Below are 24,431 nucleotides of genomic sequence, written 5' to 3'. Positions count from 1 at the left end.
GGCATATCCCCCACCCCTAGAATAAGGCAGTCTCAAGCAGCGTCCGAAATACCTGTCCCTGGCGAAGAAATTGAAAAACGTGCTGCACCAGATGCTAACAGGAAGATATTTATTAGCTATGCACATGAAGATATATCATGGGCGAAAACTATCAAAAAATCTCTATCAATATTGTCTTATAAACAAGACATGGAGATTTGGATCGACCGCGCCATTGAAACAGGAGAAAGGTGGGAAGAGACCATTTATACAAGTATAGAGCATTCAAGCATTGCAATCCTACTCCTATCCAGTGACTTCCTGAGCTCTGATTTTATATTGAGAAAAGAACTTCCAAGAATATTTGCGGAAAAAGAGCGTAGATATTTAAAGGTATTTCCAATTCTGATTCGACACTGCCCATATACTCTCCATGAGGAATTGTCGAAATTTCAGTTTTTCAATGATCCGGAGAGGCCATATTCTAGCCTGCAACATTGGGAAATCGAGAAAGAACTAACAAAACTAGCATATGAAATTGCTAACAAGACAAATTAACACGGAATGCAAAAAGCTGCGCCGCTCGTTCCTCGCCATACAGCTTTTTACATCCAGTTATTTACGGCGTCAGCCTTGCAACGCTTTATCCAAACGATCGAGAACATCCAGGCCTTTTTCGATGGAACCTTTGGCGGCCATGGCACGAAATCTGGTTTCGGCGTCGAACTCGGCGATCGCCTGGGTTGAAAGCTCTTCCAAGAGTTTATTCACGCTGATGTGCTTGCGCTTCGCCAAGGCTTTGAGGCGGGAATGCTTGTCGTCCGGAAGTCGTACAGTCAACGTTGCCATATCAGGCCTCTCTCAGCATATCGCTGGGGGTTACTATCTGATTATCCGGGATAACGAAGTTCACCACGTCCCGAGCGATTCCGGCAAGGACAGGTCGCCGATGAGGCACCCGCTGTTCGCGTCGTCCCTCCTATGCCCTCGCCGATTGGCGCAACACTCACCGGACACGGTAGGAGCGGCCCCGAGGGCAGGTCGCGATGGTCGGGAAGAATCGCGGCCTGGGGGCCGCTCCTACAATAGGTTCGAATCTCCTTTCCCCTCTTCCGCTCTCCCCTCCGCCAACATGGCGCTTCGTCTCCCCCCTCCCCGCCCCACCGACAATTCCGACAAAGTCACCCCCGCGCAGAACATTGTCGACAATCGAAATCCAGAACCGTCGAAAAGGAGCGACGAATAACGACAACACCATGTTTTAAAACAAAAAAATAGACATGGCACACCCCCTGCTTTATCTCCTGACAACAACCCGTCCAACCTCACTCAGGAGATACGCAATGAGCGTCAACCAGCAGACCATCGCCCGTTCCATGAGCTGCCTGCGCCCCCTCGACAAGGAGGGTCTCTCGGCCCTCGGAGAGAAGGGTCGCGCCAATCCCCAGTCGGTCGTCACCCTCAAGGCGAAGACCGTCTGCGAGGGGCAGTTCCGCATGCAGACCTATGTCCGCGACCTGGCCCCGATGCTGATCGACGAGCCCCCCCACCTGCTCGGCGAGGACAACGCCCCCAACCCCTCCGAGGCGGTGCTCGCCACCCTCGGCGCCTGCCTCGCCGTCGGCGTCCACGCCAACGCCACCGCCCGCGGCGTCTCGCTGACCAAGCTGGAGGTCGAACTCGAAGGCGACATCAACGTTACCGCGGTGTGGGGCACCGGCGATCTGGACGAGGCGAAGACCCTCGGCTTCTCCGCGGTGCGGGTGAAGATCGACGCCGACGGCGACGCCTCGCCGGAGCAGATCGCCGAGATCATCCACCACTCCAACGTCTGGTCGCCGGTGGCCAACACCCTGCGCAACAACGTCCAGCTCGAAGTGGTGCCGGCCTAAACGCCGCGCTCCCAGGAGGAACCAACCGATGAGTGATTCCCTGCTACAACCGGTCGGTGAGGACGCGCTGCTCACCGCCACCCGGGCGATCGTCGACGCCGATCTCAAGCGCCTCACCGTGGAGATCGATCTGGAGGGAACCTACCCCGAGGCGGTGCTGCGCAACCTGGGCGGCGTCGGTGCCTTCGCCCAGCACCTGCCGGCGGTGCGCGCCGACGGCGCCGGTGACCTCGGGCTGGCGATCAAGGCGATGGCCGGCGTCTCCCACGAGTGCCTCTCCACCGGCTTCTGCATGTGGTGCCAGGACACCGTCGGTTGGTATCTGCAGAACGCCGAGGGGAGCGCGATCCGCGACCTCTGGCTGCCGAAGATCGCCACCGCCGAGGTGCTCGGCGGGACCGGCATGTCCAACACCATGAAGGCCTTCGCCGAGATCGAGCCGCTGCGCCTGAAGGGGCAACGGGTGGACGGCGGCTACGTGGTCAACGGTTCGCTGCCGTGGGTCTCCAACCTCGGCGACGACCACGTCTTCGGCACGCTGTTCGCCCTCGACGGCGAGGGGGACCGCACGGTGATGGCGCTGGTCGACTGCGCCTCCGAGGGGTTCAGCCTGCGTCAGTCGGCGCACTTCACCGCGCTGGAGGGGACGCGCACCTTCGCCTGCATCTTCGAGAACGTCTTCGTCCCCGACGCGATGATCATCGACCACGACGGCAAGGGGTTCCTGCGCCGCGCCCGCGCCGGCCTGGTGCTGCTCCAGTTCGGCATGGGGGTGGGCAACATCCAGTCGTGCATCGACATGAGCCGCGAGGTGGAGCCGCTGCTGGGCCACGTCAACCGCTACCTCGACGACCGCCCGGACCAGCTGCAGCAGGAGTTGGACGACGCGGTGGAGGCGGTGCTGGCGCTGGCCGAGGATCCGTTCGAGACCTCGGATGAGTTCTTCCGCGAGATCCTCGAACTGCGTCTGGCGGCCGGCGAGCTGGCGATCCGCGCCTCGCAGTCGGCGATGCTGCACACCGGCGCCAAGGGCTACCTGCGCAGCGCACCGGCCCAGCGCAAGCTGCGCGAGTCCTACTTCATCGCCATCGTCACCCCGGCGATCAAGCACCTGCGCAAGGAGCTGGAGGTGCTGGCCGCGGCGGCTTGAGCGGGGCGTCGGCGCCTGCGGGTGCCGGCTCCCTTTTCCCCGATGTCATTGAGTTGAGAACAGCGCTCTGAATGTAGGGCGGATTGGCGATCGCGTGATCCGCCGGAGCGGAGCGGATTCCGGCGTCATTGCCTTCGTTCCCGGCGGATTACGCTGTCGCTAATCCGCCCTACGGGGCTGCGGTCTTGACTGAACGACATTGCCCTAATCCCTATTCCCCATCGAGTAGCGTCACCATGAAAACATTCGTCACCACACTCTCCGCCGACCAGGCGATCGAGAAACTGAAGGCCGGGGTCGAGGCGGAGAAGCTGCGCGTGGTCTGCCACATCAACGGCCAGGCCAACGCCAAGCTGATCGGCCAGGAGGTCCCCGCCGATCAGATCCTGGAGGTGTTCCGCCCCGACTACGCGATCCGCGTGTGGGGCGCCTGCAAGGCGGCCGGCTACGACATCCCGCTGCGCATCCACGTCTACGAGGACACCGGCATGGTGAAGGTCGCCTGCCGCATGCCGAGCGAGGTGTTCGCCCCCTACGGTTCTCCCGAACTCTCCACCATCGGCGAGGAGCTGGACGCGATCTTCGCCAACATCCTGAGTCACGTCTCGGAGGAGTGAAGTCATGTCCACAACGGCCTACCGACGCTGGATCTGCGACGCCTGCGGGTTCGTCTACGACGAGGAGCAAGGCGACCCCGACTCGGGCCTCGCCCCCGGCACCCGTTTCGAGGAGATTCCGGACGATTGGATGTGTCCGTTGTGCGGCCTGAACAAATCGGAGCTGCGCCTGCTGCCGGAGGCGCCGGCCGCGGCGGCGACACCGGCAGCCGCGCCGCGCGCGAAGGGCGGCGCGCCCAGCCGCGGCGGCGACGACTACGTGGTGATCGTCGGCGCCGGCGTCGCCGGCTGGTCGGTGGCCGAGGCGATCCGCGAGCGCGACGCCGCGCGGCCGGTGCTGCTGATCTCCTCCTGCCCCGGCGCCAGCTACCCGAAGCCGGCGCTCTCCACCGCCATCGCCAAGGGCAAGGGCGCGGCCGAGCTGGTCGAGGAGGAGGCCGCCGACAAGGCGCGGCGTCTCGGCATCGAGGTGCGCACCCTGACCCGGGTGATCAAGCTCGATCCCGGGAGAAGGCGTCTCACCACCGCCAAGGGAGGCATCCAGTACGGCCAGTTGGTGCTCGCCCTCGGCGCCCACCAGCGCAAGCTGCCGATCCAAGGCGACGCCGCCGGGGAGATCCTCCACGTCAACGACCTCCAGGCCTACGCCCGCTTCCGTGAGCAATTGGCCGGCGAAGTGCGCCACGTCACCGTGCTGGGCGCCGGGCTGGTCGGCTGCGAGTTCGCCGAGGACCTGACCCACGGCGGCTACGGCGTCACCGTGGTGGACCCGGCGGAGTATCCGCTCTCCTCGCTGGTGCTGGCCGATACCGGTCGGGAGCTGCAACGCACCCTGGAGGGGCGCGGGGTCGAGTGGCGGCTCGGCACCGCCCTCGACCGCCTGGAGCGTGCGGACGGCCGGCTGCGCGCCACCCTCGCCGACGGCAGCGCCTTCGACACCGATCTGGTGCTCTCGGCGGCCGGGCTGGTGGCCAACCACGAGGTGGCCGCCAAGGCGGGCGTCAGCGTGGATAACGGGATCGTCACCGATGTGCGGATGCGCACCTCGGCGGAGGGGGTCTACGCCATCGGCGACTGCGCCGAGGTCGAGGGGCGGATCTACGCCTATATCGAGCCGATCCGCCGGCAGGCGCGGACCATCGCCGCCGAGCTGTGCGGTGGCGAGGAGCCGTTCCTCGCGGTACCTCCCCTGGTGCGGGTCAAGACCCCCAGCTATCCGCTGACCATCTGCCCGCCGAGCCGCCGCGAGATGGGGCTGCTGACTCAGGTCCAGTGCGACGAGGAGGGGCGCACGGACTACCTGAAGGGGGGCGAGGTGGTGGGTTTCGTCTACCACGGCAGCCAGGTCGGTTCGGCCACCCGCTACTACACCGATACCTTTCTGCAGCCGCGGCATCCGGAGCCGACGGACGGGATGGCCGCCTGAGGAAGCCGTCGGCGCTGCCGCACCGGCACGAACGGGGACACCGCTCTTTCACCTCTTCTGCCGAACGTCCCGAACGAGGGCCTTCCGCTCGGAAAGATCATCATCGCCGGGAACCCGCTGCTTCCGTTCACGTCGGCGCGGTAGCGCCGACCTACGCTACGGCCGTAGGTCGGCGATGCCTCGCCGACGCAAACGGAGGCACCGCCGGCAAATCCCGCGCCGAACCTCGCCGAACGGTACGATCCGTTCGGCGCGCATACCGCGCGCCCTTCTCCGCGGCCCCCGTTCCTATTTGCGAAACTCAAACGGATTCAACAGCGACACCCCAAACGTTGAAAAATCAGCAACGTTTCGCGTCACGACAACCAACTCATTTACCCTGGCCGTCGCTGCAATCATCGCGTCCTCATACAGGGTATCGGACTTTCGGTGCATCAGTTTTGCCCAGGTCCTGAACACGACGCCGTCCATGGGGATGATGTTATAGGAGGAAGCCACCTGATCCAGCCACCGGTCCAATTCACCGGCGCGTTTTTCGTCCTGCTCCCTGGTCAGTTCAATCCCGGCCTGGATCTCAGCCAGCGTCACCGCGGAAAGATATAGCGCATCATCAGGCACGGACTGAATCCAAGCCACCACCGCACCATGCGGCTTGGGCTTTCTTAGCTCGGATACGACATTCGTATCGATGAGGTACATGAGCTATCCAATCTCCTCTGGCGGGCGGCGCAGCGCTTTGCCTCTTGGTGGCAATATCAGCTCGCCCCTCGCTTCATCGGAGAGCAGCAACTGTTTAAGGGTCGGTTGCGCGTTGGCCTGCAGCCTTCGCCACACGCCGATCGGTACGAGCACCGCGGCCTCAGTGCCCCTTCGGGTCACCAGTTGCGGCCCTTCCGCGATGCATGCGTCGAGAAATTCCGAAAAACGTGCCTTGGCAGTTTGTACCGGCCACGTATGCATGACACACCCCACTCAAATGACTAGTTACATGACCAGTCTAGCCGAGATTCGTGGCCGTGTGCCATGAAAGGTGCGAGGTGAGAGCGGTGGCCGTAGGTCGGCGATGCCTCGCCGACACGAACGGAGGCACGGCTGGAAAATCGTGCGCCAAACCTCGCCGAGCGGCACGACCCGTTCGGAGCGCACACCGCGGCCCCGCTTCCGCTGCCCCCGTTCTCGTCGGCGAAGCATCGCCGACCTACGGCTACGCCACACGATCGGGGGCGAGCGCGGCCCGCGCTACTCGAACCGATACCCCTTCGGCACCGCCACCACTCCGCTCTCCGAGACCTCGAAGCGCTCGGCGTCGGCCTGCGGGTCGTAGCCGATGCTCACCCCGGCGGGCACCTCCACCCCCTTGTCGATGATGCAGCGGCGCACCCGCGCCCGGTCGGCCAGGCGCACCCCCTCGAAGAGAATCGAATCCTCCACCTGGGCCTCGTCGCCGACGTAGACGTGGGGGAAGAGGATCGAGTGCTGCACCGTGCCGCCGGCGATCACCACCCCGCCGGCGACCATCGCATTGATGCAGATCCCCTCGCTGCCCGAGGCCCCGGGCACGGTGCGCGCCGGCGGCACCGTGCGGCAGTAGCCGCGGATGCCCCACTCCGGCTGGTAGAGGTCGAGCGGCGGCATCGGCTCCAGCAGATCCATGTTGGCCCGGTAGTAGGCGTCGAGGGTGCCCACGTCGCGCCAGTAGCGATCCTGACTGACCCTCCCGCCGGTACCGCCGAAGGGGTAGGCGTAAAGACCGTACTCGCCGATCAGCCGCGGCAGGATGTCCTTGCCGAAATCGTGGCTCGAACCGATCGCCTCCTGGTCACGCTCCAGCTCGCGGATCAGCAGCGCCATGTCGAAGACGTAGATCCCCATGGAGACCAGCGCCTTGTCGGGATCGGACGGCGAGGGCCGCGGCTCCGCCGGCTTCTCCTGGAACTCGACGATGCGCTGCTCGCCGTCCACCGCGATCACCCCGAAGGCCTGCGCCTCCTCCAGCGGCACCTCCATGCACGCCACCGTCACCGCCGCCCCCCGCTCCCGGTGGAAGGCGAGCATCGCCGCGTAGTCCATGCGATAGATGTGATCGCCGGAGAGGATCAGCGCGTGCTTGGCGTCCGCGCGCTCCAGCAGGTAGAGGTTCTGCGCCACCGCGTCCGCGGTGCCGGCGTACCAGCGCTCCCCCTTGCGCATCTGCGGCGGCACCGGGGTGATGTACTCCCCCAGCTCCGGGTTGAACAGCGACCAGGCGTCGCGCAGGTGCTTCTGCAGCGAAAAGGACTTGTACTGGGTCAGCACCAACACCCGGCGCAGCCCCGAGTGGAGACAGTTGGAGAGGGCGAAATCGATGATCCGGTACTTGCCGCCGAAGGGAACGGCGGGCTTGGCACGCTCGCGGGTCAGCGGCGAGAGCCGCGAGCCGACACCGCCGGCGAGGAGCAGGGTGAGGGTTTGGTCGATCATGGGGAGTGCCAGCCTGTCGAGACGATGGATGAATCGGTCAAGAGGCGGATGATACGAAAATCTGCCTCCGATGGCTCGCAAAGCCGCAGACGGCGAACCACTCCCCCCCTTTTTTCGCGCAACCGTCATCCGTTTCCTAAGAGTACCCGGCCGATTTCTTACATACGCGGCAAATTACGCTAGTGTTCAAGCAACGATCTCAGTATTGAACACAGGCCGTAGTCAGGAGAACATTACCAATCGGATGAAATCGACATGTGCGGCCAAACGCCCACCCAAGGAACCTCGCCCATGGACGTAGCGCCTCCCGCCCGCCTCAACCCCCTGGCGCGCAACGGGTTTCTCCTCGCCCCGGCACTCGCCGCCGCACTCATCCTTGCGCCCGCCGATGCGCTCGGCGACGACTCCCGCGCGGCGCTGTTCGACACCCCCTGGATCGAAACCCCCGCCAGCGGCGGCACCTTCGCGGACTTCAACGAAGACGGTCGGCCGGACCTCGTCGCCGTCATCGACTCGGATCGCCTGTCGATCCGCATGGGCGCCGGTGGCGGGCACTTCGCCGCCGCCACCGAGTGGGCGCTGCCCTACACGCCCTACGCACCGTTTTCCCCGCGGCTGGCGGTCGCCGACTTCGACGCCGACGGCCATCTCGACCTGGCGGTCTCCACCAGCGACCAGGTGCAGGGCGCGGTCACGCTGTACTCCGGTGCCGGCGACGACACCTTCTCCCCCCCCGTCACCTACGACGTTGCCCTGCGGATCAACGCCATCACCGCCGCCGACCTGGATCGGGACGGTCTCCCGGAGCTGATCCTCGCCGGGGCCGAGCGGGAGAGCAATATCATCACGGCCGAGGGCAACCGCTGGATCGGCTTCGTCCAGGTGCTGGCAAACGACGGCCAGGGGGAACTCCTCCCCCCCATCCGCTACCCGTCAGGGGAGTTCGAAGCCCCCGGCCCGTCGAGCTACATCGACAGCTTCCTCAATTTCGACGCGGGTCCCAACGCGCTCGCGGTCGCCGACCTCGACGGCGACGGGCGGCTGGATCTGGCCATCGCCAGCGGCCTGCAGGACCGGCCCCAGCGCGACGGCGGCGGGCTGCTCAGCGTCCTCCACGGCGACGGCTCCGGCGGATTCCAGGCGCCGGTGATGGTCGGCGACGGGACCAGTTGGCTCGACGTCGCGGCCGCCGACCTCAACGAGGATGGCCACCCCGACCTGATCGCCTACAACGTCAGCAACCAGGGCGGCCCCGTTCAATTCGACCTCCTGCTGGCCGACGGAGCGGGGGGCTTCGCCGAGCCGCGCTCCGTCACCGCGCCCTACAGCAGCTACGCCCCCAACCGGATGACGGTCAGCGACCTCAACGGCGACGATCACCTCGACCTGGCGTTCGCGGACCGCGGCCTGTTCATCGCCCTGGGAGACGGCACGGGCGCCTTTCCCGACACCGACGCGCTCTCCCTCACCTACCCAACCTCGACCCTGCGGGTGGCGGACCTGAATGGCGACGGGCGCAACGACCTGTTGCTGGCCTCCCCGTTCAACGGGGTGGTCCTGTTCAACGACGGCGATCTACGGCACCCTTTCCAGCTCCCCTCCTACGGCGTCGCCGTCGGCCCGTCCCCCTACTACGAGGCCAGCGGCGACTTCAACGGCGACGGCCACCCGGACGTGGTGGTCACGCACTACGACCCCGGATCCTCCCTGCCCACCGGCAACCCGCTCGTTTCGCTGCTGACCGGCGACGGACTCGGCGGCCTGACCCTCGCCGGGTCGTGGGAGATGGGCACCCGCATGCAGGACCTCGCCGCGGCCGACCTGGACGGCGACGGCCACCTCGACCTGATCACCGCCGACCCGGCCGGCACCCTCGTGCTCCGTTTCGGCGACGGCGCGGGCGCGTTTTCCGCCCCCACCACGCTCCCCCTCGCAGGCCAGCCCAATGGGCTGGCCGTCGGCGACGTGAACCGCGACGGGCGACCCGACCTGATCGCCGCCCTAGCGCAGCCGGGGATCGCGCTCCTCCTCAACGACGGCTCACGCAGCTTCGCGCCGGCAGCCCTGGTCGTCGAGGACCTCTCCGGCTACTTCTCCTCCGTGGCGCTCGGGGACTTCAACGGCGACGGCGCGGCCGATATCGCGGCAACCATCGCCAACGCCGTCCCCGTCCCCTTCGCGGGCCGCATGATCCTGCTCAGCGGCGACGGTGCGGGCGGTTTTCAAACGGCCGCGAGCGTCGACCTGGAACGCGAGCCGCGCGAGCTCCGGGCGCTCGACTTCGACGGTGACGGCGCGCTCGACCTGCTCTCGCTGAACAACTACCAGACCGACGACAACCTGAACAACCGTGAAATCGTGCTGCTTCCCGGCAACGGGGACGGTTCGTTCGGCGCGCCGCTGACCCTCGCCGACAGCGCCGGCGCGGAGCAGATCATCACCGCCTTCGACAGCGCGGACTTCGACGGCGACGGCCACCTCGACCTGGCGTACACCTGGGGAGGCGGCGTGCGCATCCTCTTCGGCGACGGCGCCCGCGGCACCGCCGGGCAGGCCGATTTCCTCACCGCCTCGGACCCCTCCCGCTTTCTCGCCACCGATCTCAACCACGACGGTGCCGCCGACCTGGCCTGCGTGCTCGGCTTCACCAGCTCCGTATCGGTGATGCTCAACCAGCGCGCCGGAACCACCGCCTGCCCCCGCGCCACCCTCACCGCCGACCTCGCCACCCTCCACCTGCCACGGGTCACCTTCCCGTCGGCCGATGGTCCGATGGAGCTGGCCGCGGAGCTGGAGCGGGCCTCCGGCTTCAGCGAGCTCACCTATCGGGTGAGCGACGTGGAATTCCTCGGCGCCGCCGGCGCCACCGACTGCGACTTGCCGAGCCTGTCGCAGGAGCTGACCCTGTCGATCCCCGAGCTCTTCTACCTGGGCGGTGACGGCGCCCGCTTCGAAGTGGAGCTGGACGAGCGGATGATCGACAGCGCGCACCACTTCCTGCTGCGCAGCTACCACCTGCTGGAATCCATGTGAAGCTGACCACGGGAACCCCGAAAATGGAACGCCTTTCCCCCCGCGCCCGTCTCCTGACGATGCTGCTGCTCCCGCTGGCGACGCTCTCCTCGCCCCGGGCGGCCGACGCCGCACAGCCGCCGCACTTCGACGCCCGGCGCTACGAGGTGGGGCGCGACCCGTATCACGCGGTGGCCGGCGACTTCAACGAAGACGGCCACGCTGACCTGATCACCGCCAACCGGCCCGCCAACAACCTCTCGCTGCTGCTCGGGGACGGCAACGGCGGCTTCGCCTCCACCGCCACCCTCGCCGTCGACGGCGGCGTCTATGCGCTCGCCGGCGCGGACCTCGACCGCGACGGCCACCTGGACCTGGCGGTGACCGACGCCTACAGCAACGTGGTACGGGTCTACCTGGGAGACGGCAGCGGCGGCTTCACCCTCACCTCGCGTCTGACCACCGGGAGCATGCCGGTAGACATCGCCGCCGCCGACCTCGACGGCGACGGCTGGCTCGACCTGGTGACGGCCGACAACCAGTCCGCCGACCTGTCGCTGCTGCTCAACGACCGTGCGGGCGGGTTCCGCCCCGCCACCTTCCTCGCCACCGAAAGCGGCTCGGAGAACGTCGTCGTCGCCGACCTCGACGGCGACGGATACCCCGAGCTGCTGACCACCAACAAACACGACTACGTCACGGTGCGCCGCGGGCTCGGCGGCGGGTCGTTCTCCGAACCCACCGACTACACCACCTATCCCAGCGCCTACGACATGCGGGTGGGTGAATTCACCGGCGACGGCCACCCCGACCTGCTGGTCGCCAGCTGGGGCTCGCCGGGTCACGGAGTCGCCCTGCTCGCCGGCGACGGCAGCGGGGGTTTCGCCGCACCGAGCCTGGTCTCGGCGGAGTTCCTCGGGCGGATCGAGGTGGCCGACTGCGACGGCGACGGCCGGCTGGACCTGGTGGCCGGCCGCGGCGTAATGCTGGGAGATGGCGCGGGCGGCTTCGCCACCCTCTCCCCCCTCCTCCTCAGCCCCCGGGAGGGCTACCAGGCGGAGATGCTGAGGCACCTGCCGGTCGACCTGAACGGCGACGGCTATCCCGACCTGGCCTCCATCAGCCGGCTCTACGACAGCGTCTCGGTGATCCTCAACCGGGCCGCCGTCGACCTCCCCCCGTTCTCGCCGACCGCCTATCCGATCGACGGGACAGCGCTGGCGATGGCCGGGGGCGATCTCAACGGCGACGGCGTCACCGATCTGGTGGTCGGCCACCAGGGAACCGACGGCGCAGAGGACGCCGCCGGCAGCGTGACCCTGCTGCTCAGCGACGGCAGCGGCGGATTCACCAGCGGCGGCCCGCTGACGGTCGGCAACCAACCGCAGGGCGTCGCCCTCGCCGACCTCGACCGCGACGGCCACCTCGACCTGGTCACCGCCAACGCCGGTTCCGACGACCTCTCGCTGCTGCTCGGCAACGGCGACGGCACCTTCGCCACGGCGACCACCCTGGCGGCGGGAGAGCGGCCCGGCCAGATCGCGGTGGCGGACCTCAACGGCGACACCTTCCCCGACCTGGCGGTCCTCGACTTCGGCTCGGAGGCGGTGACGCGGCTCCTCGGCGATGGCCGGGGCGGCTTCACCGCCGCCGGCCAGACGAGCGTCGGCGCACAGCCCAAGCGGATGCTGGTGAGCGACCTCGACGGCGACGGTTACCCCGAGCTGATCACCTCCACCGAGCGCCACTACGACCTCGAGATCCGCCACAACGACGGCGGCGAATTCACCGCCGAGGCGACCCGCTTCAGCGTCGCCGAGCGGATCACCGACATGGCGACCGCCGACTTCGACGGCGACGGCCGGGTCGATCTGGCGGTGACCTTCGACACCTACGACCCCGATCAGGAGCGCGGCCTGATGGTCTGGCGGGGTCTGGGCGACGGGAGTTTCGCCGACCCCACGGCGTTCCCCTCGGTGGGCATCACCTCGGCGCTGTACGTCGCCGACCTGAACGGCGACGGCGCCCCCGACCTGCTGCTCTCCACCGCAGAGCAGGCCAAGCTCTCCCTGCTGCTGAACGACGGCGACGGCAACTTCGGCGAACCGCTCGACCTCCGCCAGGGCGGCAGCCACACCGCCGTGGTGGTGGCCGACGTGAACGGCGACGCCCTCACCGACCTGGCGGTGCTCGGCGACGAGGCGGTCTACCCGCTGATCCAGCGCGCCGCCGACGGCAGCGGAGACGGCGACACGCCGCCCGACGGCGGGGACGACGGCTGCCCGCGGGCGACCGTCTCACGCAACCTCCTGCGCCTCTCCCTCCCGCTGGTCCGCTATCGCGACCTGCTCGGCGTGCAGTGGCTCAAGCTGAATCTCCAACTGTCGGCGGAGGGCGACGAAGTGCGCTACCGGATGACCGGTCTGGAGCTGCTCGGTGAAGCGCCGCCGGCGGAGTGTGCGCTCACCACCCTGTCGCCGGCGCTACACATGTCGATCTCCGAAGTGCTCTTCGACACCGCCGACGGGGAGCTGCCGCTGGCGGCCGAACTGGAGCTCGTCGACGACCCCGACGAGGTGCTGTTCCGGGTCACCGGCTACCGCCTGCGTGATGCGCCGTGAACCGACCGGGATGCACCGCCCCACCACCATCGGGCCCCCATCCATGACGCCACCCCTCTCCCGATCCCGCAACCCGCTGCACGGCCTCGCCGCCCTCCTCCTCGGCGCAGCGGCCTATGCCCCCCACGCCGCCGCGGCCTCCCCGCCGGCGCGGACCGACCTGTTCGAATCGAACCGGGTCGCGACCTCCTCGACGCTCCACCTCCTCGGCGATTTCGACGAGGACGGCCGGGAGGACGCCGTCGCGTTCAGCAGCACGAACTCCACCCGGGTGTCGGTGGGCCTGTGGACCAGCGACGAGACAGGGCGATTCACCTTGAGCGGGGAGAGCGAACTCCCCCTGCGGGGGCTGCTCCCGATCACCTGGGTGTTGGCCGCCGCCTCCTGGAGCCTGACCTCCGGCGATTTCAACGGCGACGGCCACCTCGACCTGGCGGCTGCCATCAGCAACAGCGAGGAGGGGGCGGCCGCGCTCCTCTACGGCCACGGCGACGGCACCTTCGGCTTCGCCGCCAGCTACACCTTGGGTCCCGACGTGGGCGCCATCGCCAGCGCCGACCTCGACCGGGACGGCCTTGCCGAACTGATCCTCGCCAAGCTGGAGAGCGACCCGCGGGAGGACGGCGACCACCACACCGGCATCGTCCAGGTGATGTGGAACGACGGTAGCGGCGGCCTCCAGCTCTCCGCCACCCGCTACCCGAGCGGCGAGATCGGCGCCACCGTCTGGTCCGCCTCGACGCAGTCCGTCTCCTACGGCGCGCTGGTGGCGAAGGTCCTGCGGGCGACCGACCTCGACCGCGACGGCCTCACCGACCTGGTGATCGCCAGCGGCTTCCAGCAGCAGGGGCTGGAGAACGGCCAGATCAGCGTCCTCTACGGCACCGGCGCCAGTGGTTTCCAACCACCGGTGACCCTTGCCGAGGGCTTCTCCCACAACGACGTCGCGGTGGGCGACCTCAACGGCGACGGCCTGGCCGATCTGGCCACCACACGCCTCGGCCATGGGCAGATCGCCCTCTACTTCGCCGACGGGGCGCGCGGTTTCGGCGAGCCGCTCCTCATCCCCACCGAAGTGCTGGGAGACCAGCTGGCGATCGCCGATTTCAATGGCGACGGCCACCCGGACGTCGCCAACGGCGGGCAGGCCATCACCCTGTTGCTCGGCAACGGCGATGGCAACTTCCCCAACACCGACACCTTCCTTGCCGACCCGGGACGCCTCTCGGTAACGGACTTCGACGGCGACGGACGCCGCGACCTGCTGATCGGGGGGCCCTACAGCGCCACCGCCCTGCTCAACGGCGGCGACCCCCGGCACCCCTTCCACACCCGCACCGTGCCGATCGCCAACACCCCCGTCACCGCGGTGAGCGGCGACTTCAACGGCGATGGCCACCCGGACGTCGTCAGCGGCGAGCAAGTCCCGTTCTACGACGGCCCCAGCACCGTATCCCTGCTACTCGGGGATGGTCAGGGCGGCCTCGCCGCCGCCGGATCGTGGCCGGTCGGCACCGCCCTGTTGGACCTGGCGAGCGCCGATCTCGACGGCGACGGCCACCTCGACCTGGTGGCCGCGAACCGGGACTCCAGCGACCTCACGCTGCTCTTCGGCGATGGCGGCGGCGCGTTCCCGGACCGCATCACGCTCCCCACTGAAGGGACCCCGCGCGCCGTCACCACCGCTGACCTGGACGGCGACGGCCACGGGGAGCTGATCGTCACCGAGTCCTCCCCGCACCGCATTGAGGTCTACCGGGTCGACGAGGCCCGAGGCCTCGCCATCACCGTCGCCCTGCCGCAGGAGAACCCGCCACGGGCACCGGTGGTGGCCGACTTCACCGGCGACGGCCACCCCGATCTCGCGACATTCGGCGTCCCGCAGACGGACAACGGCTACGGGATGAGCCATGACACCCCGGGCGAAAGCGGCGCGCTGACCCTGTTCGTCGGTGACGGGGCGGGCGGCTTCACCGCGCGATCCCCTTTCGGCATCGGCCGCAAGGTCTCCAGCCTGATCGCCGTCGATTACGACGGCGACGGGGCCCTCGACCTACTCGCCCACAGCAAATCCGACGCCATCGAGCCCGCCGGCGAGCTGGTGCTGTTGGTGGGCGACGGCAACGGCGCCTTTCCCGAAGTGGTCTCACTCACCAGCGATGTCATCCTGGGCAGCGCCATCGGCGTACAGGCGGGCGACTTCGACGGCGACGGCCATCCGGACGTCGCCACCGCCCGCGGCTACTACCTCGTGATCTACTTCGGCGACGGCGCGCGCGGCGTGGCGGAGAGCGTCGTATACCCCGTGGGGCGGAGCCAGAGCGGCCTCGCCGGCGCGGACCTCAACAGCGACGGCGCGCCGGACCTGCTCCCGCTCGTGGGCTACTTCCTCCCCGCTGTGAAGGTGCTCCTCCGCCGCGCCCGCGCCGCCGACGGGAGCGACTGCCCCGCGGCCGCCCGCGCCACCCTCAGCGGCGATCTCGGCACCTTCCACCTGCCGCAGGTGGGCTACCGCTACCTGGGCGGCGAGCGCACCGTCGCGATGGAGCTGGAACGGGCCCCCGCCCTCCCCGGACTGGTCTACCGGCTGGCCCGGATCGAGGCGCTCGACGACGCGCCGAACGCCGCGTGTTCCCCCCCCTCCCTCGCCCTCGACCTGGCGCTGACCCTGCCCCGGCTGCACTACCAGAGCAGCGCCGGCGACGCCCTCTTCGAGGTGCTGATGGACTACCGGACGAGCGACGACGGCGACTACTTCCAGCTCCGCGAGCTCCGGCTGCTCGACACCCCGTGAACGCAGCGGTACGCACCGCCCCTTCAGGTCTCCAAATGAACCCACCAACCGCCCCCCATCGTCCGCCGCACGGCCCGCGCCGCCGCCGCGGCCTCGCCGCCCTCCTCCTCGGCGCCGCGGCCCTCGTCCCGCTCTCCGCCGCGGCCGCGCTCGAGCGGACCAACCTGTTCGTATCGAACAACTTCGCCAATTCCGGCAAGGCCCTGCTCCTCGGCGACTTCAACGAAGACGGACGGGAGGACGCGGTCAACTTCACCGCTACGGACCACGTCGAGGTGTCGATCAACCTGTGGGCGAGCGACCGGGAGGGGCGGTTCACCTTGAGCGGACAGACGGCGTTCCCCACGAACTGGCTCTATCGCGGCTACGGGGGCCTGACCGCCGGCGACTTCAACGGCGACGGCCACCTCGATCTGGTGGCCGTCGTCAGCAACGCCCAGAGCGGGACGGCGGCGCTGTTCCACGGCCACGGCGACGGCACCCTCAGCCTCGCCGCCAGCTACCCGGTGGGCGCCGGTGTGGGCGCCATCGCCAGCGACGACCTCGACCGCGACGGCTTCGCCGAGCTGATCCTCGCCAAGGCGCAGACCGACGCGCAGCAGAGCGAGCTGCGCTACGGTTTCGTCCAGGTGCTGTGGAACGACCGCAACGGCGGCCTCCAGCTCTCCTCCGTGCGCTACCCGACGGGGGAGATCGAACTGCCCCCGCCGAGCGGGGTGCCGATCATGTATACCGACCCGGTGGGGCCGAACGGCCTGCAGGTCACCGATCTCGACGGCGACGGCCACCCCGACCTGGTGGTCGCCAGCGGCTACCGCGGCCAGCACGACGCAACGGTCGGCCAGATCAGCGTCCTCTACGGCCAGGGCGCCCTCGGTTTCGAGGCACCGCTGCTCCTCGGCGCAGGCTTCACCCACGACGACGTGGCGGTGGCCGACCTCAACGGCGACGGCCTACCCGACCTGGTCACCGCGCAGGCCGCCGACTCCCGCTTCGCCCTTTACTTTGCCGACGGGGCGCGGGGCTTCGGCGAGCCGGCCCTGATCCCCGTCGACGCCCCGCCCAGCCAGCTGGAGGTGGCCGACTTCAACGGCGACGGCCACCCCGACATCGCCGGCGGAGACGCGGCGGTGACCCTGCTGTTCGGCGACGGCAGCGGCGAGTTCCCGGAGCGCTACGCCTTCCCCGCCGCCGCGCAGCGCCTGCGCGTATCGGACTTCGACCGCAACGGACGCCGCGACCTGCTGATCGGTGGCGCAACCAGCGCCACTTCCCTGCTCAACAACGGCGACCCCCTGCGTCCCTTCACCGCCCGCCTCGCCGTCACCGCCGAGATGCCGGTCCTGGCGGCGAGCGGCGACTTCAACGGCGACGGCCTTCCGGACCTGGCCACCGGTGGGTGCAGCAGCAGCAGCGGCCTCTGCAGCAGCAGCAGCGCCGGCGGGGTCTCCCTGCTGCTCGGGGACGGCCAGGGCGGACTCGCCTCCATCGGCACGTGGCCCGCCGGGAACGGACCGGCGGACCTCGTGGCCGCCGACCTCGACGACGACGGCCACCTCGATCTGGTGGTGGCGAACGAGGGGTCCAGCGATCTCACGCTGCTCTTCGGCGACGGTGCCGGCGGATTCCCCGACGTCGTCACCCTCCCCGTCGAAGGGCACCCGACCTTCGCCGCCGCCGCTGACCTGGACGGAGACGGACAGCGGGAGCTGATCGTCGCCCAGTGGTCCCCCCATCGGATCGAGGTGTTGCGCCGCACGATGGGACGGGACTTCGCCACCGCCACCACCTTCCCGCTGGAGCGTTCGCCGCGAACACCGGTCCTCGCCGACTTCACCGGCGATGGCCGCCTCGACCTGGTGGTGTTCGGCGTGGCGGAGACGGTGAGCGACTACGGCGTCATCGACGCCTCCGGGGAGAGCGGCGAACTGACCCTGCTGAGCGGCGACGGCGAGGGCGGCTTCGCCGCGGGCACCCCCTTCTCCATCGGCCGCAAGGTCGCCGCGCTGGCCGCCGTCGACTTCAACGGCGACGGCGCCCTCGACCTGCTGGCCCATAGCGCCCCGCCGGGAGGCGTCGACGCCCACGGCGAGCTCCTGCTGCTGCTCGGGGACGGCAGCGGCGCCTTCCCCGAGATGGCCACCCTCGCCTCCGCCCCCTACCTCTACGCCGCCTACGGCCTGCTGGCGGACGACTTCGACGACGACGGCCACCCGGACGTCGCCTTCACCGGCTACGCCTCGGACATCCCCCTGCAGATCTATTTCGGCGACGGCTCGCGCGGCGTGGCGGAATATGTCGAATACCCCGTGGGCTGGTACCAGAGCGGTCTCGCCAGCGCCGACCTCAACGGTGACGGCGCCCCGAACGTCCTCCCGCTGCTGAGCGACCTCCCCGGCGTGATGGTCCTGCTCCGCCGCAGCGCCGCCGACGGCAACGACTGCCCCGAGTCCTCCCGCGCCACCCTCACCGGCGACCTCAGCACCCTCCACCTGCCCCGGGTGAACTACCGCCACCTGGGCGGAGAGACCGCGGTATCCATGGAGCTGGAGCAGGTCCCCACGCTCCCCGGACTGGTCTACCGGGTCGACCGGATCGAGACGCTCGACGACACGCCGAACGCCGCGTGCGCCACCCCCGACCTTGCCCTGGACCTGACGCTGACCCTGCCCGAACTCCACTACCCGGGGGCCGGCGGTGATACCCGCTTCGAAGTGCGGATGGACTACCGGGCGAGCGACGACGGCGACTACTTCGAGGTGGGGGAGTACCGGCTGCTCGACACCCCCTGACCCGTCATCGGCGCCTTCCCGCATCACAAACCAGGGAAATCCTCCCTGTCACCGGGGAAAGACCCGAAGCGTGCACTTTTGGTATCGACGGATCGAGACGCAGTGAGACCGTTGCAGGCCGAAGGCGATGCGCCTTGCGGCGCGCACCGACAGCCCCCACCACCGAACCGCTGGCCGATGACCACATAACGAACAGGACGCCCACGATGGACCGAAACCGACCACTGATCCGCCGCCTTCTCTTCGGCCTGCTCGCCCTGGCGGCCGCCGCGCTCCCGCCCACCGCCGCGGCGGAGACGGACGCCTCGCCGCGCTTCGCTGGCGAGCGTTACGCCGTCGGCACCTACCCCTCCTCCGCGGTGGCGGGAGACTTCGACGAGGACGGCCACACCGACCTGGTGGTCACCCACATCCGCTCCCTCGATCTGTCGCTGCTGCTGGGCGACGGCACCGGTCGGTTCTCCTCGACGACCACCATCACGACCGGGGGCTACAGCGTCAGCGCCGTGGCCAACGGCGACCTGAACCGCGACGGCCACCTCGACCTGGCGGTGGCCGCCTGGAGCGGACAGCGCGTGCTCATCTTCTCGGGGGACGGTGCGGGCGGTTTCACCCTCACCGCGCAGCAGGCCACCGGCGGCCTGCCGAACCGGATCGTCGCCGCCGACCTGAACGGAGACGGCTGGCTCGACCTGGTGACCCTCAGCGGCTTCGTCTACACCAGCAACGTCTCGGTGCTGATGGGCGACGGCGCGGGCGGGTTTCTCCCCGCCACCACCCTATGGACCACCGGCATCCCGAGCGACGTCACCGTCGCCGACCTCAACGGCGACGGCATTCCCGATCTGGCGATGCCGCAGAGCAGCGACTTCGCGGTCTACCCGGGAACGGGCGACGGCTCCTTCTCCGCTCCGCTCACCTACCCTGTCGGCGACGACCCCACCCGCGTCCGCTTCGGCGAGTTCACCGGGGACGATCGGCTCGATGCGATCGTCGCCAGTACCTACTACGTCGACCCCGGCGAGTGGGGCCAGCGGGTCAGCCTGCTCGCCGGAGACGGCAACGGTGGATTCTCCGAACCGCAGACGGTCGCCGAGATCACCGCCGGGGATTTCGAGGTCGCCGACCTCGACGGCGACGGTCGACTGGATCTGGTGTTGGAGCACGGCGTGATCCTCGCCGACCCCGCCGGGGGATTCGCCCCACCGCTCCGCTTCCCGGTCACCAGCGAGGAGATGGATCGCCGGCAGATAATCCACCGTATACCGGTCGATCTGAACGAAGACGGCCTCCCCGACCTGGTGACCGTCAATCCCTACCGTGACAGCGTCTCGGTGCTGCCCAACCGCGCCCCGATGGAGCCCGCGATCTTCTTCACCGCCTACCCCGTCACCGGCACCCCGTCCGCCATGGCCGAGGCGGACTTCAACAACGACGGCATCGCCGACCTGGCGGTCAGCCACTACGACGACACCGCCGATCCGCCAACGGAGATCACCGCCGGTGCCGTGACCCTGCTGCTGGGCGACGGCGCCGGCGGTTTCACCACCCTCGCGCCGCTGCCGGTGGGCGGCCACCCGCAGGAGATCGTCGCGGCGGACCTCAACGGCGACGGCATCGCCGACCTGGTCAGCGCCGACGAGACGGCCGATGAGCTCTCGCTGCTGCTCGGCAACGGCGACGGCACCTTCGCCACCCCGCGCGCCCTGCCGGCGGGGGGGCAACCGAAGGAGGTCGCGGTGGCGGACGTGGACGGCGACACCCTGCCCGACCTGATCGCCATCAACTACGGCAGCGCGACGGTGACCCTGCTGCGGGGCGACGGAGCAGGGGGTTTCACCCCGCTCGAACCGCTCGCCGTCAATGCCCAGCCGATCCATCTGGCCGTGGGCGACCTAGACGGCAACGGCTACCCCGACCTGATCCTCGACAGCGGCCAACTCGCCTACCTCGAGATCCGCTACAACGGACCCGCCGGATTCGGCGCGCCGGCCCGCTTCCCGGCGGGGGGGCCGGTGAGCGACCTGGCCACCGCCGACTTCGACGGCGACGGCCATCTCGACCTGGCGGTGACCTTCGACACCGGGACCGACCCGAGCGCTGACGCAACCCCGGGCCTGCGGGTGTGGCCGGGCGACGGCGATCGCCACTTCGGCGACCCGATCGAGTTCCCCGCGGTGCAGACCGCCGCGGCCCTGCGCATCGCCGACCTGAACGGCGACGGCACCCCCGACATGGCGGTCGCCTCCCCCGCCGTCGGCGAGGTCGCGCTGGTGCTGAACGACGGCACGGGAGGCTTCGCCGAGGTGATCCACGTCGGCCAGACGGTGACCGGCGCGGCCCCGGTGGTGAGCGACCTCAACGGCGACTCCCGCGCCGACCTGGTCACCCTGAACGACGGCGCGTCGGCCGCGGCCGGGGTCTACCCGCTGCTCCAGCGGGGGGCGGCGGGAGAAGACGGGACACCGATCTCCGACAGTGGCACCGACAGTGGCGACGACGCCTGCCCGCCGGCAACGGTATCGCGCGATCTCCGGCACCTCGTCGTCCCCGCCGTGCGCTACCAGGTGGGACTCGGCGGGCTGTGGTTCCGGCTGGAGCTGCAACGGGTGGCGGACGGTGGCGCGTTGACCTACGCCCTCGCCGCCATGGAAGCCCAAGCGGCGCCGACGGACGACGCCTGCCGCCTGGCGACCCTGTCGCCTGCCGAGGGGATGGTGCTCCCCGACGTCCGCTACGACGCCCCCGGCGGCAGTCTCGCGCTGAGCGTCCGGTTCGCGTTGGAACAGCGGCAACAGGGCATCCGCTTCCGGGTGACCGGTTACGAACTGCTCGCCGAACCGTGAGGCGCTACGGCCCAACCGGCAATCCGGGCAACCGATATCGACCCACGGAGTTCGCATGAAGACCCTTTCGCGATCCCCCCTCCTGAGTGGGGCGCTGGCCATCCTGGCGCTCCTCGGCAGCCCCCTCCCCGCCGCGCACGCCCAGGCGACCGCCGGGGAGCGAAGCACCCTGTTCGAATCGAACCGCTTTGCCGCGGGTGGCTGGGGCATCCTCGCCGCCGACTTCGACGAGGACGGCCTGGAGGACCTCGCCACCACCTCGCAGCGCCTGGTGTCGATCCGCCTGAGCAGCGGCGACGGCCGGTTCACCGTGGCCAGCGAACTGGAGCTCCCCGGGACGCGCTGGCAGGACACCATGCGCGTGGTCGGAGCAGACTTCAACGGCGACGGCCACCTCGATCTGGCGGTCTTCGTCATCGGTTGGACGGAGCGAACGGCGAGCCTCTTCATGGGGCGGGGAGACGGCACCTTCTCCGCCGCCGACACCCTGACGCTGGACGCCGCGATCGAGACCATCGCCGCCGCCGACACCAACCGCGACGGCGCCCCCGACCTGCTCCTCGCCGGGGCGGAGAACGACCCACCGGAGAGCGACCACCGCATCGGCTTCATCCAGCCGATGTGGGGGGACGGCCGCGGCGGCTTCCGCCTCTCCCCCACCCACTACCCGACCGGCGGGAACGACCTCGACCCTACCTGGGAGCCCTACCTCCCCGCTCCCGCCGGTCCGAAGGCGGCGGTGGCGAGCGACCTCGACGGCGACGGCAACCCCGACCTGGTGGTCGCCACCTGCTTCCGGTTCTGGCAGGCGCGTCATCCCGGCCACCTCAGCGTGCTCTACGGCGATGGCCACGGCGGCTTCCGGGCCCCCACCACCCTCGACGACGGGGAGTGCTTCAAGACGGTCGCGATCGCCGACTTCAACGGTGACGGACACCCCGACCTGGTCGCCTCCGCCCCCTCCCGCGAGCAGCTCCTGGTCCACCTCGCCGACGGCGCCGGCGGCTTCGGCGAGCCGCTCGCCCTCGCCGCCGACGTAGGGACCATCGACCTGGCGACGGCCGACCTCGACGGCGACGGCGCGGTGGACATCGTCGCCGGCTCCAGCGCCGCGGTGACCATCCTGCCTGGCGACGGCAACGGCGCCTTTCCCGCCCCCTACTCCTTCCCCGACGACGTCACGAGCGTGCGGATCGCCGACTTCAACGGCGATACACGCCCCGATCTGCTGCTCACCGGCGAACACGGCGCGACCACCCTGCTCAACGACGGCGATCCCCTGCGCCCCTTCCACTTTCCCTTCATCCCACCCTTCGCCGTCACCGGCGCCATGCCGACTTCCGCGGTGAGCGGCGACTTCGACGGCGACGGCCACCCCGACATCGTTACCGCCGACAGCGGCACGCGCACGGTCGGCGAACCGGACCCGGCCACCGGACTGGCGGCGCGGGAACCGGTCAGCGGGATATCGCTGTACCGCGGGGACGGGCGCGGCGGACTCACCGCAGCCGGCTGGTGGGAGATCGGCGCCGGGGGGCTGGGAGGGCTCACCACCACCGACCTCGACGGCGACGGCAACGCGGATCTGGTCGCCGCCGACGGCAGCGCCGGTGAAATCGTGTTGCTGTACGGCGACGGCCAAGGCGACTTCCCGTTCACCGCCACCCTCCCGGTGGAGGGGACCCTGCGCTCGGTCACCCCGGCCGACCTCGATGGCGACGGCCGCCCCGACCTGATCGCGGCGACCGCGAGACCGAACCAGGTCGCACTGTTCCTCGGGGCGGAGGGACGGACCTTCACCACCGGCGCCATCGTCCCCCTCGGCAACCCGCCCCAGTCGAGGAGCTTGGCCGACTTCAACGGGGACGGTCACCCCGACCTGATGGTCTCCACCGCCGAGGAGACGGGCCCGATATTCAACAAGTGGATCATCGGCGACGTCGGGCAGTTGGAACTGCTCGCGGGGGATGGCAACGGCGGCCTCCAGGTGCCGGAGGCGTTCAACATCGGGCGGGTGGCACAGGCGGTCAGGGCGACCGACTTCGACGGCGATGAAACCGCCGATCTGCTGGTCTACAGCGCGCCGCCCTACGACCGGGCGAACGGCGAACTGCTGCTGCTGCACGGCAACGGGGATGGCTCTTTCGCCTCCCCCAGCGTTCTGGTCAGCGCCCCCGATTTCAGTTACCTCACCCACCTGACGGCGGCCGACTTCGACGGCGACGGGCACCCGGACGTCGCCGCCGTCCTATTCTCCGATTTGCGACTGCTGTTCGGCGACGGTAGCGGCGGCATCACGGAGAGCGCCGATTTCACGCTCGGCGGCTATGTGAGCGGCGCGACCGTGGTCGACCTCAACGGCGACGGCGGACCGGAGCTGGTCTCCCTGATACCCAACCTCCCCGCCGTATCGGTGCTCCTCCACCGCAGCACGGCGAGCGCCGACGACTGTCCCACCGCCACCCTCACCGCCGACCTCGCGACGCTCCACCTGCCGCAGGTCGACTACCGCAACCTCACCGGTGAGACGACGATCGCCCTGGAGCTGGCGCGCGACCCTGCGTTGGGGGAACTGGTCTACCGCGTGGAGCGGGTGGAGACGGCCGACGCCACGCAGGAGCCGACCTGTTCCAGCGCGGCCCTCTCCCCGAACCTGGCGCTGGAGCTGCCGGAACTGCACTACCGGGGCGACGGCGGCGACGCCCGCTTCGCGGTGTGGATGGAGTACCGGACGATCGACGGCGGCGACTACTTCGAGGTACAGCGGTACCAGTTGCTGGGCAGCCCTTGAACGAACCCGCTTTGGCCGGCGCTCAGCCAGCGGGAGGATCGGCGTCCGCGG

At 69.1% G+C, this 24,431-nt stretch carries 15 protein-coding genes; 11 read left to right on the top strand and 4 right to left on the bottom strand.

Annotated features, from left to right (window positions below; all coding sequences use genetic code 11):
• Positions 1 to 537 (top strand): TIR domain-containing protein (locus ACYQ2W_RS07005; RefSeq protein WP_459864655.1); only part of this gene is annotated, 537 nt, incomplete at its 5' end.
• Between the two features lie 69 nt (positions 538 to 606).
• On the opposite strand, the gene ACYQ2W_RS07000 is transcribed toward ACYQ2W_RS07005, so the two are convergent.
• Complete coding sequence (locus tag ACYQ2W_RS07000; RefSeq protein ID WP_459864653.1) at positions 607 to 828, bottom strand: toxin-antitoxin system HicB family antitoxin; 222 nt, start codon at positions 826 to 828, stop codon at positions 607 to 609.
• A gap of 494 nt (positions 829 to 1,322) precedes the next feature.
• Here ACYQ2W_RS07000 and ACYQ2W_RS06995 point away from each other — a divergent pair, with 494 nt between their 5' ends.
• The 4 genes from ACYQ2W_RS06995 to ACYQ2W_RS06980 all read left to right on the top strand — a co-directional run bounded on the left by ACYQ2W_RS06995 (position 1,323) and on the right by ACYQ2W_RS06980 (position 5,064).
• Positions 1,323 to 1,871 (top strand): OsmC family protein, encoded by a 549-nt coding sequence (locus ACYQ2W_RS06995; RefSeq protein ID WP_459864651.1) that lies wholly within the window; start codon positions 1,323 to 1,325, stop codon positions 1,869 to 1,871.
• 28 nt (positions 1,872 to 1,899) lie between these two features.
• Positions 1,900 to 3,021, top strand: coding sequence for an acyl-CoA dehydrogenase family protein (locus tag ACYQ2W_RS06990; protein ID WP_459864649.1), 1,122 nt, complete (start codon positions 1,900 to 1,902; stop codon positions 3,019 to 3,021).
• Between the two features lie 236 nt (positions 3,022 to 3,257).
• Positions 3,258 to 3,638, top strand: a complete 381-nt coding sequence (locus ACYQ2W_RS06985) for a DUF302 domain-containing protein (RefSeq protein ID WP_459864647.1) — start codon at positions 3,258 to 3,260, stop codon at positions 3,636 to 3,638.
• Positions 3,639 to 3,642: 4 nt separating this feature from the next.
• Entirely contained in the window at positions 3,643 to 5,064 is a 1,422-nt protein-coding gene (locus tag ACYQ2W_RS06980) for an FAD-dependent oxidoreductase (RefSeq protein WP_459864645.1), read from the top strand.
• Between the two features lie 288 nt (positions 5,065 to 5,352).
• Here ACYQ2W_RS06980 and ACYQ2W_RS06975 read toward each other — a convergent pair whose 3' ends face one another.
• From ACYQ2W_RS06975 to glgC, 3 genes are all read right to left on the bottom strand, one after another.
• Positions 5,353 to 5,763, bottom strand: a complete 411-nt coding sequence (locus ACYQ2W_RS06975; RefSeq protein ID WP_459864643.1) for a type II toxin-antitoxin system VapC family toxin — start codon at positions 5,761 to 5,763, stop codon at positions 5,353 to 5,355.
• 3 nt (positions 5,764 to 5,766) lie between these two features.
• Entirely contained in the window at positions 5,767 to 6,024 is a 258-nt protein-coding gene (locus ACYQ2W_RS06970; RefSeq protein ID WP_459864641.1) for a type II toxin-antitoxin system Phd/YefM family antitoxin, read from the bottom strand.
• A gap of 279 nt (positions 6,025 to 6,303) precedes the next feature.
• Positions 6,304 to 7,524, bottom strand: a complete 1,221-nt coding sequence (glgC, locus tag ACYQ2W_RS06965; protein WP_459864639.1) for a glucose-1-phosphate adenylyltransferase — start codon at positions 7,522 to 7,524, stop codon at positions 6,304 to 6,306.
• Positions 7,525 to 7,815: 291 nt separating this feature from the next.
• On the opposite strand from glgC, the gene ACYQ2W_RS06960 reads away from it, so the two are divergent.
• The 6 genes from ACYQ2W_RS06960 (at position 7,816) to ACYQ2W_RS06935 (ending at position 24,380) form a co-directional block, all read left to right on the top strand.
• Positions 7,816 to 10,557 (top strand): FG-GAP repeat domain-containing protein, encoded by a 2,742-nt coding sequence (locus ACYQ2W_RS06960; protein ID WP_459864637.1) that lies wholly within the window; start codon positions 7,816 to 7,818, stop codon positions 10,555 to 10,557.
• A gap of 23 nt (positions 10,558 to 10,580) precedes the next feature.
• Complete coding sequence (locus ACYQ2W_RS06955) at positions 10,581 to 13,157, top strand: FG-GAP repeat domain-containing protein (protein ID WP_459864635.1); 2,577 nt, start codon at positions 10,581 to 10,583, stop codon at positions 13,155 to 13,157.
• A 10-nt stretch (positions 13,158 to 13,167) separates the two neighbouring features.
• The gene (locus tag ACYQ2W_RS06950; protein WP_459864633.1) at positions 13,168 to 15,951 is read left to right on the top strand and encodes an FG-GAP repeat domain-containing protein; all 2,784 of its coding nucleotides are present in this window, start codon (positions 13,168 to 13,170) and stop codon (positions 15,949 to 15,951) included.
• Between the two features lie 35 nt (positions 15,952 to 15,986).
• Positions 15,987 to 18,743 (top strand): FG-GAP repeat domain-containing protein, encoded by a 2,757-nt coding sequence (locus tag ACYQ2W_RS06945; protein ID WP_459864631.1) that lies wholly within the window; start codon positions 15,987 to 15,989, stop codon positions 18,741 to 18,743.
• Between the two features lie 206 nt (positions 18,744 to 18,949).
• On the top strand, positions 18,950 to 21,589 hold the full coding sequence (locus ACYQ2W_RS06940) for an FG-GAP repeat domain-containing protein (protein WP_459864629.1): 2,640 nt from the start codon (positions 18,950 to 18,952) through the stop codon (positions 21,587 to 21,589).
• Between the two features lie 55 nt (positions 21,590 to 21,644).
• Positions 21,645 to 24,380, top strand: coding sequence for an FG-GAP repeat domain-containing protein (locus ACYQ2W_RS06935; RefSeq protein WP_459864627.1), 2,736 nt, complete (start codon positions 21,645 to 21,647; stop codon positions 24,378 to 24,380).
• Positions 24,381 to 24,431: the final 51 nt, after the last annotated feature.

This window comes from Endothiovibrio diazotrophicus (assembly GCF_054657215.1).
The sequence above is the reverse complement of the archived record's forward strand: the minus strand, read 5'-3'. Positions and strand labels throughout refer to the sequence as shown.